We start from the raw sequence: 13139 nt of genomic DNA on the forward strand, positions 1-13139 counted from the left end.
GAATCCCCGCTGGCAAGGCATTTTTCCCGCCATCACGACCAAGTTCCATGCCGATGAAAGCATAGACGCCGAAGGCACGGCCAAGCACATCGACTTTCAGATCCGCAACGGCGTCCACGGTCTGGTTACCTGCGGCTCGCTCGGTGAAGCCAGCACCTTGACGCTGGAAGAAAAGCTCCAGGTTGCCGACATCGCCATCAAGGCCAGTGCGGGTCGCGTCCCGGTACTGGCCAACGTCTCGGAAACCAGCACGCGCGAAGCGCTGCGCTACATCCGTGGCGCCAATGAACTCGGCGTGGACGGTTACATGGTGATGCCCTCGGTCATCTATGTCGCCGACGCCCGCGAGGCGATGCTCAATGTGCGCACCATGGCCGAGGCTGCGAAGAAGCCCATCATGGTCTACAACAACCCGGTCGCTTACCGCGTGGACCTCAAGCCCGAGCACATGGTTGAGCTGGCCGATTGCGAATGGATTGTCGCCATCAAGGAAAGCACGGACAACATCCGCCGCATCACCGACTTGCGTAACCTGCTGGGCGAGCGCTACCAGCTCTTTCTGGGCGTGGATGATCTGGCTTACGAAGGCCTGGCACTGGGCTGTGACGGCCTGCTCGCCGGTGTCGGCTGCACCTTCCCGCGTGAAACCGTGGCGCTGTATGACCTGATGAAGGCCGGCAAGTTCGCCGAGGCACTCAAGCTCTACCAGTGGATGACACCCATGCTGCACCTGGACGTGTCCACCAAGCTGGTGCAAAACCTCAAGCTCATCGACGTCTTGGCCGGTGTGAGCACCGAGCACATGCGCCGTCCCCGCCTGCCGCTGATTGGCGCCGAGCGTGAATACATTGAAACGATCGTGAACAAAGCACTCGCAACACGCCCGCTTCAATACCAGTCGGTAGCCTGACGGCCACCGTTTATCGACCCGAAACTTTAGGAGGCAGGTATGACAATCAAATCAAGCATGATTCCTCTTCTTGGACTTATGACTCTTGCTCTTGCAGGCCATGCGAATGCGCAGGAGCAAGTAGTCAAAATAGGCGTTACCGGTCCACTCTCAGGCCCCAATGCGTTTGCCGGCAAAGACAATGAAAATGGTGTTCGTCTGGCGATTGAAGAGCTGAACGCCAAAAAAATCATGGTGGCGGGCAAGGCGCTCAAGTTTGAACTGAACTCTGAAGATGACCAGTGTGACGCCAAATCAGGCGTTAACGCGGCCCAGAAGCTGGTGGATGGCGGCGTCAAGTTTGTCATGGGTCCCTACTGTTCGGGCGTTGCCATTCCCGCATCGCGGGTCTATAGCGAAGGTGGCGCCATGATGTCCACCGTCGGCACCAATCCTAAAGTCACCCAGGGCGGCTACAAAAACCTGTTTCGCATGGTTGCCAGCGACAACCAGATTGGCTCCAGCATGGCGGTCTATGCGGCCAAGGTGCTCAAGGTCAAGAAAGTGGGCGTGATTGATGACCGCACCGCGTTTGGCCAGGGTGTTGCGGATGAATTCCTCAAGGAGGCGAAAAACCTGGGCCTCACCGTCGTGGGCCAGGAGTACACCACGGACAAATCGGTTGACTTCCTGTCCATATTGACCAACCTGAAAGCCAAGCAGCCGGAAGCTATTTTCTTCGGTGGCTATGCACCGCAAGGCGCACCGTTAGTCCGGCAAATGAAACAACTGGGGATGCCGGCCAAATTACTGGGTGGTGACACGCTGTGCAGCCCGGAGATGGGGAAACTGGCAGCGGATGCGGTCAATGACACCGTTTTCTGCGCGCAAGGCGGCTCCATGCTGGATAAGGCCAAGGAAGGTCCCGCATTCAAGGCTAAGTACAAAAAACGCTTCAATCTTGAAGCGGACACGTATGCTGCCCCGTTCTACGACCAGACCTTGTTCATTGTCGAGGCCATGCAAAAAGCCAACTCGACAGACCCGATCAAAGTCGGCGCCGAAATCTACAAGTCAAGCTACAACGGGGTTGCCGGCACCTATGCCTATGACGAAAAAGGAAATATGAAACAGGCTCCCGTGACGGTGTCCACCTTCAAAAATGCCGCGCCGGTTCCATTGGTAAGCTATTGATACAGTCTGTTTTCCATAGCCACTGAGTTGAAGGAATAGGGCAATGCCAACTGCCCTATTTTTTCACTGTTTCCCCCTGGAAACCTCGTGGCCTCCATTCTCAACGGCATGATTGAAACAAGCATGAAACGCATCCAGATCATCGACTCCCACACGGGCGGCGAACCAACGCGCCTGGTGATTGGCGGCTTCCCCGACCTGGGACCAGGCAGCATGGCCGAGCGCCGCACTCTGCTGGCGCAGCAGCACGACGACTGGCGCGCCGCGACGGTGCTGGAGCCGCGCGGCAGCGACGTGGTGGTGGGGGCCTTGCTGTGCGAGCCCGTGGACCCGGCCAACGCTGCTGGCGTGATCTTCTTCAACAACACCGGTTACCTGGGCATGTGCGGCCACGGCACCATAGGCCTGGTGGCCTCGCTGGCTTATATGGGCCGCATCCAGCCCGGTGAGCATCGCATCGAAACACCGGTCGGCACGGTCACCGCAACCCTGCATGGCGACGGCTCGGTCAGCGTGCGCAACGTGCCGGCTTACCGACACCTGCACCAGGTCGCTGTCGAGGTGCTGGGCCACGGCACGGTGCGCGGCGACGTCGCCTGGGGCGGCAACTGGTTTTTTCTGGTCAGCCAGCACGGCCTGCGCGTGGCCAGCGACAACCTGGAAGCGCTCACGGCCTACAGCGTTTCGCTGCGTGAAGCGCTGGCGGCGCAAGGCGTCACTGGCGTCGACGGTGCCGAGATTGATCACATTGAGCTTTTTGCCGACGACGACCAGGGCGCCGACAGCCGCAATTTTGTACTCTGCCCCGGCAAGGCCTACGACCGCTCACCGTGCGGCACCGGCACCAGCGCCAAGATCGCCTGCCTCGCGGCCGACGGCAAGCTGGCACCCGGTGCGCTCTGGCAGCAGGCCAGCGTGATTGGCAGCCGTTTCGAGGCCAGCTATGCGCTGCAGGACGGCCAGGTCATTCCCACCTTGCGCGGCCGCGCCCACATGAGCGCCGAGGCCACGCTGCTGATTGAAGAAGACGATCCGTTTGCCTGGGGCATCCGGACCTGACTGCACCGCGACACCCCATCATGACTGACACCATTTCCCTCTCGCTGGACGCGGTTCATGCGCTTGCGCTGCGCGTTCTCACGCACCATGGCCTGTCCGCAGCGCATGCGCAAGCCATCGCCCGCATCATCGTGGCGGGCGAACGTGACGAATGCCATTCACACGGCGTATTCAGGCTGTTGATGTGTACGCGTTCGCTGCGCGACGGCAAGGTGTCGTGCCATGCCGAACCAAGGGTCACCGACCGCTCCGCCGCCGTCGTGGCTGTGGACGCGCAGTACGGTTTTTCGCAGCTCGCGTTCGAAATCGGCAGCCAGCACTTGGTCGAAAAGGCGCGGCGCAACGGCATCGCTGCATTGGCCATCAACAACTGTTTTCATTTTTCCGCCCTCTGGCCCGAGGTTGAAAGCCTCGCGGAGCAAGGCCTGGCAGCTCTGGCGCTGACGCCCAGCCATGCCTGGGTCGCCCCTGCCGGCGGCAGTCGACCGGTTTTCGGCACCAACCCCATGGCCTTCAGCTGGCCACGCCCAGGCGGCCAACCTTATGTCTTCGACTTCGCGACCAGCGCCGTCGCACGCGGGGAGATCGAACTGTATCGCCGCAGCGGCCGTGCCATTCCTCCAGGCTGGGGCATCGATGCAGCTGGCGCTGCGACGACTGATCCCGCCACCGTTCTGCAGCACGGTGCCATGCTGACCTTTGGCGGGTACAAGGGTTCTGCCCTGTCAACCATGATCGAATTGCTGGCGGGCCCGCTGATTGGCGATCTGACCAGCATCGAGTCGAAAGCCCTGGATGGTGACGCCGGCGGCACACCCTGCCACGGCGAGTTGATTCTTGCCTTCGATCCGGCCTTCTTTTCCCAGGGCGACGCGCAGGCAGACCAGGCGCGGGCAGAACAGTTGTTCCAGAGCATCACGGACCAAGGCGCGCGCCTGCCCTCGCAACGCCGCTTCGAGGCGCGGGCACGAAGCCTGGCTCGGGGTGTGCAGATTCCGCGCGCGCTACATGAGGACGTGCTGGCGCTGCTGCGGTAGCGCTGGCTGGTTTAAAAACACCGTCAACGGTAACCCCTGGAGGACTCATGAATTTAAAAAATATCATCACCGTAATTGGTGCCCACGCAGAAGGTGAAGTGGGCCGCGTCATCACCGGAGGTGTGATCGCGCCCCGTGCGGCGTCCATGTTCGAGCGACGACTGGCGCTGGAGGAAAAGCAGGACTGGCTGCGCACCTTGCTGCTGTCAGACCCGCGGGGCAGCGTTAACGCGGCAGTCAATCTGGTGACGCCTGCGATTGCACCGGAAGCGGACTTCGGCATGATCGTCATCGAATCGGACGACTACCCGCCGATGTCCGGCTCCAATCTGATGTGTACGGTGACCGCCGTCCTCGAAAGCGGCATGTTGCCTATGCAAACGCCGATAACCGAGCTGTGCGTCGACACGCCAGCGGGCCTGGTGCGTGTGCGTGCGGAGTGTGAAGGCGGCAAGTGTCGGCGTGTGTCGTTTCAAAACGTGCCCGCCTTCGTCATGCACCAGAACAAACCTGTCGAGGTTCAGGGCGTGGGCACGGTCATGGTGAATGTGGCTTACGGCGGCATGATTTTCGCCATTGTCGATGCCGCGGCTTTGGGGTTTTCGCTTCACCGCAGTGAGGCACGCTCACTGGTGGAAATGGGCGAGCGCATCAAGCTGGCCGCCGCCAAGCAACTGCCCAGCGTTCATCCGGAAAACCCAGGCATTCACACCATCAACATCACCGAATTTGCCGGGCCGCTGAGCATGGTGGACGGCGTTAAAACTGCCAAAAATGCCGTGGTGGTCTCGCCAGGTCGACTGGACCGAAGCCCCTGCGGCACGGGCAGCTCGGCGCGCATGGCGCTGATGCACGCGCGCGGCGAGTTGGGAGTGGGTGAGCCCTTCGTCCATACCTCCATACTGGATACGCAGTTTCTCTGCCAAATTGAGGCGGTGACACAAGTCGGCAGCCAGGCCGCCGTAGTGCCCAGGGTCAGTGGCCGTGCCTGGTTGACTGGTGTGTCCTATTACGGCGCCGACCCCGAGGACCCGTTTCCCGAAGGCTACCGCCTCAATGACACCTGGTTCGCCGATTGAGAACAGGAAACGCAACTATGCCTTCACAGGTCATTGCGGGCGCAAGCCTATGAACGCCGATGTGATCGTCATCGGCGCCGGCATCATAGGTAGCGCCTGCGCGCATGAACTCGCGCGCGCAGGTCTCGACGTGCTGGTGCTGGACGCCCGCCTGGGCGGCGCCACCAACGCCGGCATGGGCCATCTGGTGGTGATGGACGACAACCCGGCCGAACTCACGCTGAGCCACGAATCGCTGAAGCTTTGGCACGATTGGGCGCCGCGCATGAATGCCGATTGCGCCTTCACTTCCTGCGGCACGCTGTGGCTGGCCTCCAACGACGCGGAGATGGCTGCCGCAGAGGAAAAGAAAGTACGCCTGCAAGCCCACGGCGTCAGCTGCGAACTGCTGAATGCCGCCGCGCTGGCCGCGGCCGAGCCTATGCTGCACTCTAGCCTGGCAGGCGCACTCAAGGTCAACGGCGACAGCGTGGTCTATGCGCCCAGCGCCGCGCGCTGGCTGCTCACACAAGCACCCCGTGCCATCGCCTTCGAGCAGGCGGAAGTCACCGCCATCGATGGCGCCCGTGTGCGCTTGGCGGACGGCAGCTGGCGCAGCGCTGGTGCCGTGCTGTTGGCCGCCGGTATGCAGGCCACCCGGTTCTGCCCGGAGTTGCCCCTTCGCCCAAAGAAGGGCCACCTCGCGATTACTGACCGTTATCCGGGCACGGTGCATCACCAATTGGTCGAGCTGGGTTACATCAGCAGCGCTCACCACAGCGATGGCACCTCGGTCGCCTTCAACGTGCAGCCGCGCCCGACCGGGCAGTTGCTGATCGGCTCCTCACGCCAATTCGACACCATCGACCCGGCGGTGGAGCCCGCCATGCTGGGACGCATGCTGCGCCGCGCGCTGGACTACCTGCCGGCGCTGGCCGATCTCAACACCATCCGCACCTGGACCGGCTTTCGCTCCGCCACCCCAGACAGTATTCCCATCATAGGCCGCCACCCACAGCGCGACGGACTATGGCTGGCTGTCGGTCACGAAGGACTGGGCGTGACCACGGCCCCGGCCACCGCCCGCCTGCTGGCGGCACAGATGACGGGTGCTGCGCTGCCCTTTGATGCAGAGCCCTACAGCGCGCACCGTTTTCAGAAAACACCATAAATGCCTCTTCTTGTCTATCACGTCGTGTCACCAGAGGCACCCTCAGCGGCGCTCGGCGCCACTGTGGAGTTGCTGCTCGATGGCAAGGCCTTGCGTGTGCCGGCTGGCATCACCGTAGCTGCCGCCCTCGCACACCAGCCGCCTGGGTGGTCACGACTTTCCGTCAGCGGACAAGTGCGTGCGCCGTATTGCGGTATGGGCATCTGCCACGAATGCCGGCTGACAATAGACGGTCGCCGCCGTTTGGCTTGCCAGACCCTGTGCTGCGACGGAATGCGTGTGGAGACCGGAACCAGTCAGGGGCGAGCGTCATGAATGCGACGATCAGCGAACCTATCGCGCCTATCCTGTCGTCACCCTGCGAACTGCTGATTGTCGGCGCCGGCCCGGCTGGCTTGGCTGCCGCACTGGCAGCAGCTCCCAGCGGCGCACGCATCACGCTGCTCGACGACAATCCGGCCCCTGGTGGACAAATCTGGCGCGCTGGTCCAGCGGTCCGGCTCCCGCCACAGGCGCTGAGGCTGCGCGAGGCGCTCGCGCGCTGTGCCAATGTGCGCGTGCTTTGCGGCACGCGTGTGGTCGGTCTCGTGGGTGAGCGGGAATTGTTGCTGGAAGACCCCGAACGCGGCTGGGTCCAGCGCTATGACAAGCTGATTTTGTGCACAGGCGCGCGCGAACTGCTGCTGCCCTTCCCGGGCTGGACGCTGCCCGGAGTCACCGGCGCTGGTGCACTTCAAGCCCTCATCAAGAGCGGCCTGCCGGTTGCGGGTGAACGCATCGTGATTGCAGGCAGTGGCCCCTTGCTGCTGGCCGTTGCGGCCACGGCGCGCAAATGCGGTGCTCAAGTGATACGCGTCGCTGAACAGGCCAGCCTGTCTTCGCTCGCCGCTTTTACGGCGCAACTGGCGCGCTGGCCAGGCAAGGCCATTCAGGCACTGACGCTTGTTGAAAAAAGCTACCGTACTTCCTCGAATGTTGTTTCGGCACAAGGTAACGGGCGCGTCGAATCAGTCCGCTTGCAACAGGGCGCCAAAGTCATCGACATAGCCTGCGACCGCATTGCATGCGGCTTTGGCCTGATTCCCAACACCCAGCTTGGTCAGTTGCTGGGCTGCTTGCTGGCGTCGGCTTCTGGTGGCGCGCAGGGGCTGGCCTTCGATGCTTTTCAGGCCACCAGCGTGCCTGATGTTTACGCGGCCGGAGAATGTACCGGTTTTGGCGGTAGCGAACGGGCGCTTACGCAAGGCCGCATCGCGGGACATGCTGCGGTCGGTAACATCGCTGCGGCGCAGCGGTGTTGGCCGGAACGTGCCCGCTGGGAGGCCTTCGCCAACCAGCTGCATCGCAGGTTCGCACTGGCCGAGTCGCTGAAACAGATTCCCCGGCCCGACACGCTGATATGCCGCTGCGAAGACGTGCCGCACAACATACTCACCCAGTGCAGTGGCTGGATTGATGCAAAGCTTCACAGCCGCTGCGGCATGGGTGCCTGCCAGGGACGTGTGTGCGGAGCGGCGGCGCAGTTTCTCTACGGCTGGGAAGCCCCCGTGCCGCGGTCGCCGCTGTCGCCGGCGCGCATTGCGACTCTCGCTTCTCCCCTCAACTCAGACTGAAACCGCAACTCATCGATATGCCACAGAAAGCTATAAGCTCTACGTTTTTATGCTGTCGGCAGCGTTTTCGGGCTTGCTCGACTCACTCAAGGCGCTGCTACTTCGGCTCGCCGAGGTCAACGACGTGATGTTGGCAACTGCGATGGAAATGCTGCCTATGACGTTACTGGGCGGACTGGCCACCTGTTGGGGGCTCATGGTAGGCTTCCGCGTGGTAGTCATCCAGCAGAATCACCTCGCTACGTTAGGTGGAGTAGTTCCCGATCATCATCGGTATGACCTTCATCGTCTGCATGTCATTTTTCAGGCGCGGCCTGGTGGGAAAATGACAGGCCTTTCTGCAACGCTGAAATACGGAAAAACACAATGTCATCCTCAATGACCATGCTTCGGCTGCCGCCCAAACGCCGGGCCGCTGATGTCGCCTATGACGTCATAGAAACCATGATTTCCACGCTTCAGCTCGAACCCGGCACGCCCGTGGTCGAGGCTGATTTGGCGCAGCGTACCCAGCTAGGCCGCACGCCGGTGCGCGAGGCCCTGCTGCGCATGGTGTCCATAGGCCTGATTGTTCAGCAACCGCGCCGCGGCTTGCTGATCTCCAACATCGATCTGGCCGCGCATCTGGACGTGATCCTCACCCGGCGCGCGCTGGAATGCCTGATCGCGACCTGCTCAGCCAGGCGTGCCACGGCGTTGCAGCGCAAGGCCATCATCAGCTGCGCCGAAAAAATGATGAAGGCGGCGGAGCGCGGTAATCTGGACGCCTACATGACGGCCGACCATGAACTCGACGAGGTGAACCACGAAGCCTGCCGCAACCGGTCCGCCGTGAAATGCGTGGTGCCTCTCATCGTTCAGTGCAGGCGCTTCTGGTATGCCTACCAGCACGAAGGCGAGATCGCCGAGGGCGCGCGTTTTCACATGGAGCTGGCCCAGGGCATTGCCACCGGTGACGAGTTGGCGGCCGTGCGCGGTGCTAACGAATTGATGAACTATCTGGAGCGCTTTGCCCGGCGCGTCATAGAGATCTGAATCCGCTCATCCGGCTCCTACCCTTTCCCGCCTTATTAGTCATAGCCCCTATTTTTCAACCCAATGAGCACCCTCATGGACACCACCGTTCCCGCCAAAGCTTCCCCCATTTCGCTGCTGAAGGACCCCAGCCTGCTCAAAACCGACGCCTTGATCAACGGCCAATGGGTCGCCGGCAACACCCGGTTTGACGTGAACGACCCCGCCACCGGTCGCAAACTGGCCGATGTCGCCAACCTCGGCCCAGCCGATGCCGAGCAGGCCATCGCCGCCGCCAACGCCGCCTGGCCGGCCTGGCGCAGCAAGACCGGCAAGGAGCGCCACGCCATCCTGCTCAAGTGGTACCAGTTGCTGATGGCCAACGTCGAGGACTTGGGGACCATCATGACCGCCGAGCAGGGCAAGCCCTTTGCCGAGGCCAAGGGCGAAGTCGCCTACGGCGCCAGCTTTGTCGAGTGGTTTGCCGAAGAAGCCAAGCGCGTCAATGGCGAAACGCTGCCGCAGTTTGACAACAACCGCCGCCTGATGGTGATCAAGCAGCCGATCGGCGTGTGCGCCGCCATCACCCCCTGGAATTTCCCGCTGGCCATGATCACCCGCAAGGTGGCGCCGGCCTTGGCCGCCGGCTGCCCGGTGGTGATCAAACCGGCTGAACTGACGCCGCTGACGGCCTTGGCTGCCGCTGAACTGGCGGTGCGCGCCGGCATTCCCGCCGGTGTGCTCAATGTGCTGACGGCCGACAGCAGCAACTCGATTGCCGTCGGCAAGGTATTCTGCGCCAGCGACGTGGTGCGCCACATCAGCTTTACCGGCTCCACCGAGGTCGGCCGCATCCTGATGGCGCAAAGCGCGCCTTCGGTGAAAAAACTCGCGCTTGAGCTGGGCGGCAACGCGCCCTTCATCGTGTTTGACGATGCCGACATCGATTCCGCCGTGGAAGGCGCCATGGCCAGCAAATACCGCAACGCCGGCCAGACCTGCGTCTGCGCCAACCGCATTTATGTGCAGGACGGCGTCTACGACCAGTTTGTCGAAAAATTCGCCGCCAAGGTCAAGCTACTCAAGGTCGGCAACGGCTTTGAAGACGGCGTGGCACAAGGCCCCTTGATAGAAGACGCCGCGGTTGAAAAAGTGCAGCGCCACGTGGATGACGCACTCGCCAAAGGCGGCAAGCTGCTGGCCGGCGGCCACCACATCAAAGGCCAGTTTTTTGAGCCCACGGTGGTGGCCGAAGCCACCGCCGACATGTTGTGCGCCCGGGAGGAAACCTTCGGGCCCTTTGCGCCGGTGTTCCGTTTCAAGCATGAGCAGGAAGCGATAGACGCGGCCAACAACACCGAGTTTGGCCTGGCCAGCTATTTCTACAGCCGCGACATCGGCCGCATCTACCGCGTGGCCGAAGCGCTGGAATACGGCATGGTCGGCATCAACGCCGGAGTGATCGCCACCGAGCATGTGCCTTTCGGCGGCGTCAAGCAGTCGGGCCTGGGCCGCGAAGGTTCACGCCACGGCATGGAGGAGTATGTTGAAATGAAATACCTCTGCCTGGGCGATATCCAGAAGTGATCTGACTCCTCATCTGGCGGCAAGATGTGTTGCTCACTCGGACGACGAAATGAGTTCGGCGCCGAGCAGCACGCAGCGGAGCATGCGATCGATCTGAAGGCCCTGCACGCCAAAATCGGCCAACTGGCATTGGGATTTTTTGGGAGGCGTGCTCTTCACCGCCGGCATGCTGAGCACAAGGCGATGATTGATAGAAGCCATGATCTATCGATTAAGCTGCAGGCCGAACTGATGTCCGTACTGAAATCAGCCTGCACTGCTTGGCCTACAACATGCGCCGAGTCATGAGCATCCTGGGGATTACAGTGTTGATCAACACGATGCGATTGATGGGGGCAGATTTTTTGCGTTTTCACACAGGCTCAGTCTCTTGCAGTCAGTCGCCGTAACCTCCCCTTCATAGACAGGATTACAGCGATTTCGGACCTAGACGCAAGGCCACTGCTGCTGCATCCGGCCATGAAGCGACTGTTGCGAACGTCCGCAATGGTGCCCCCTAGATAGCAGGAATCACAACTCCGCCCACGATGCCTAGTGCACCGCATGTACGCGCAGCCACAAGTATCCCGCCGCGATGGTAAGCGTGAACAGCGTCACCGGGACGCCTATCTTGGCGTGCCGGCGCCAGTCTATGTGTACGCCGCGACGTGCAGCAGCATCGACGACGATGATGTTGGAGATGCTGCCGACGATGAACAGGTTGCCAGCCAAGGTACTGACCAACGCGAGCAAGGGCCCGGCCAGTGCATGCGTAGCGACTGGCAACAAGAGCATCACTGCGGGGACATTTGAGACGATGTTCGACAAAAGGAAGGTCGCGCCGAACAGCGGCGCAGGTTGATCCAGGGGCAGCCCCGCAGCAGCTAGCCCGGCCACCGCCTGGGCGGGCAGCCCTGACTTTTGCAGCGCGCCGTTGACGACAAACAGGCCAATGAAGAGGATCAGCAATTCCCAGTCGATGAGGCTTAGCATCTTGCTCGAATGCAGCTTGCGGCTCATCAGCAGCACCCCCGCACCGGTCAGCGCGACCACTTCGCGTGGCCAGGAGGTAAAGAGAAACGACAGCAGAATCAGCAGTGCTACCGCCAGTCCTTTGCCCGTCTGCCACCGGTCTAGAGCCTCAGACTCCTGGCGGCGTTCCGCCACTTGCACGTCGTCCCCCGACCAGCTCCAACGGCCCCGCGTGTGAGCCACGATCAAGCCCCACGTCACGATAAGACCGACGAGAACCGGAATCGCCGCTTCGGCAGCATAGCCGGCGAAGGACAGACGAAGCGTCTGGCCGATCAACATGTTTTGCGGATTGCCGATCAGCGTCGCGGCCGACCCGATGTTGGCAGAGCACGCAAGGGCCAACAGATAGGGCACCGGATTAAGTCGCCGCTGGCGACAAGCGTCGATCAGCACCGGCGTAACGGCAAGGCAGACGATGTCGTTGCTGAACACGGCCGACAACCCGGCGACCGCAAAAATCATGGCACCGAGCAGCAGCGGCGGCGCTAAGGGAAAGGAAGCAAGCTTGCGCGTGACCCAGTCGTAAAAGCCGCCAAGGCGCATCTGCGCGGACACTACCATGAAGGCGAACAGCAGGATGAGTGTCGGCAGGTGGACGGCTTGCGCCGCCTCATCGACACTGAGCGCCTCGCTCCCGATGACCGCGATAGCACCCAACAGCGCGATACCTGTGCGGTCCAACTGAAGAAATGGCAGCCCGCCAAGAATCATGCCGAGGTAGACCAGGCCGAAAATCGTGAGGACCGTTGATGTCATGCCACCATTGTCTGGGAAAACCTAGGCGTTATCCGTATCAGCGTCCGCGACAACATTGCACAGAATGCTCGCAGCACCTTCAGAGTATGCGAAAGCGCCATTGAGTTTCTGGTCACTGGTAACGCTAACGGCTGCTTTGGGCAGGTCAACTGTCGCCGCTGAATACCTTCAATTGGTCGAAATGCGTCGTTTACCAGAATTGGCTGAAGGTCCGCAACCAGTCTTAAACAGCCCGCCAACCACGAATGCCAAGCGGACATGACCCAGCACCGGCAAAGCTCTTCCCTCACGCACGATAATTAAGCCATGCGATTCCTACACACCATGCTGCGCGTTGGCAATCTCCAGCGCTCCATCGACTTCTATACCAAGGTGCTGGGCATGCAACTGCTGCGCACCTCGGAAAACCCCGAGTACAAGTACAGCCTGGCCTTTGTCGGCTACGAGGGCAATCCGGCGCAGGCCGAGATCGAGCTGACCTATAACTGGGGCACGGAAAGCTATGAACTCGGCACCGCCTATGGTCACATCGCGCTGGGCGTACCCGATGCCTATGCGGCCGGCGAAAAGATCAAGGCGGCCGGCGGCAACATCACGCGTGAAGCCGGCCCGGTCAAAGGCGGCAGCACGGTGATTGCTTTTGTGACCGATCCCGATGGCTACAAGATTGAATTGATACAGCGCGCCGAAGGCGCTGCTGGCGGCGGCCTGCGCTAGCCGACCGCGGGCGCTCAAACAGCTATCATT

General features: G+C 61.6%; 14 protein-coding genes. 12 read left to right on the forward strand and 2 right to left on the reverse strand.

Translation table 11 applies throughout. From position 1 onward, the window contains the following. The 11 genes from BM160_RS03395 to BM160_RS03445 form a co-directional block, all read left to right on the forward strand. Positions 1-910: dihydrodipicolinate synthase family protein (locus BM160_RS03395; RefSeq protein ID WP_143093173.1), on the forward strand; the 910-nt coding region annotated here is incomplete at its 5' end. 39 nt (positions 911-949) lie between these two features. After that, positions 950-2083, forward strand: a complete 1134-nt coding sequence (locus tag BM160_RS03400; protein WP_092000501.1) for a branched-chain amino acid ABC transporter substrate-binding protein — start codon at positions 950-952, stop codon at positions 2081-2083. Between the two features lie 123 nt (positions 2084-2206). Next, entirely contained in the window at positions 2207-3142 is a 936-nt protein-coding gene (locus tag BM160_RS03405; protein WP_092001201.1) for a 4-hydroxyproline epimerase, read from the forward strand. A 20-nt stretch (positions 3143-3162) separates the two neighbouring features. After that, positions 3163-4179 carry an Ldh family oxidoreductase gene (locus BM160_RS03410; protein ID WP_092000504.1) on the forward strand — a complete coding sequence of 339 codons (1017 nt, stop codon included), beginning with the start codon at positions 3163-3165 and terminating at the stop codon, positions 4177-4179. Between the two features lie 47 nt (positions 4180-4226). After that, positions 4227-5258, forward strand: a complete 1032-nt coding sequence (locus tag BM160_RS03415; RefSeq protein WP_092000508.1) for a proline racemase family protein — start codon at positions 4227-4229, stop codon at positions 5256-5258. A gap of 49 nt (positions 5259-5307) precedes the next feature. Continuing rightward, positions 5308-6408: an NAD(P)/FAD-dependent oxidoreductase gene (locus BM160_RS03420; protein WP_092000511.1), complete on the forward strand. Its 1101-nt coding sequence runs from the start codon at positions 5308-5310 to the stop codon at positions 6406-6408. Continuing rightward, a complete protein-coding gene (locus BM160_RS03425) occupies positions 6409-6723 on the forward strand; it encodes a (2Fe-2S)-binding protein (RefSeq protein WP_092000515.1) in 315 nt (104 codons plus the stop codon). Next, complete coding sequence (locus tag BM160_RS03430; protein ID WP_092000519.1) at positions 6720-8021, forward strand: NAD(P)/FAD-dependent oxidoreductase; 1302 nt, start codon at positions 6720-6722, stop codon at positions 8019-8021. Before BM160_RS03425 ends, BM160_RS03430 begins: the two co-directional genes overlap by 4 nt. Positions 8022-8094: 73 nt before the next feature. Next, positions 8095-8403 carry a hypothetical protein gene (locus BM160_RS03435; RefSeq protein WP_143093174.1) on the forward strand — a complete coding sequence of 103 codons (309 nt, stop codon included), beginning with the start codon at positions 8095-8097 and terminating at the stop codon, positions 8401-8403. Beyond that, on the forward strand, positions 8400-9056 hold the full coding sequence (locus BM160_RS03440) for a GntR family transcriptional regulator (protein WP_255368605.1): 657 nt from the start codon (positions 8400-8402) through the stop codon (positions 9054-9056). The genes BM160_RS03435 and BM160_RS03440 overlap by 4 nt, the downstream gene beginning before the upstream one ends. Before the next feature lie 75 nt (positions 9057-9131). Next, positions 9132-10622, forward strand: a complete 1491-nt coding sequence (locus BM160_RS03445; RefSeq protein WP_092001204.1) for an NAD-dependent succinate-semialdehyde dehydrogenase — start codon at positions 9132-9134, stop codon at positions 10620-10622. Between the two features lie 33 nt (positions 10623-10655). Here BM160_RS03445 and BM160_RS22520 read toward each other — a convergent pair whose 3' ends face one another. Together BM160_RS22520 and BM160_RS03450 are read right to left on the reverse strand one after the other, a co-directional pair. After that, a complete protein-coding gene (locus tag BM160_RS22520) occupies positions 10656-10823 on the reverse strand; it encodes a hypothetical protein (RefSeq protein WP_177218899.1) in 168 nt (55 codons plus the stop codon). A 330-nt stretch (positions 10824-11153) separates the two neighbouring features. Continuing rightward, on the reverse strand, positions 11154-12392 hold the full coding sequence (locus BM160_RS03450; protein ID WP_092000530.1) for an anion transporter: 1239 nt from the start codon (positions 12390-12392) through the stop codon (positions 11154-11156). Between the two features lie 306 nt (positions 12393-12698). Here BM160_RS03450 and gloA point away from each other — a divergent pair, with 306 nt between their 5' ends. Further along, positions 12699-13109 (forward strand): lactoylglutathione lyase, encoded by a 411-nt coding sequence (gene gloA / locus BM160_RS03455; protein WP_092000533.1) that lies wholly within the window; start codon positions 12699-12701, stop codon positions 13107-13109. The last annotated feature ends 30 nt before the right edge of the window (positions 13110-13139 follow it).

This window comes from Polaromonas sp. OV174, from assembly GCF_900112285.1.
Classification (GTDB): Bacteria; Pseudomonadota; Gammaproteobacteria; order Burkholderiales; family Burkholderiaceae_C; genus Polaromonas.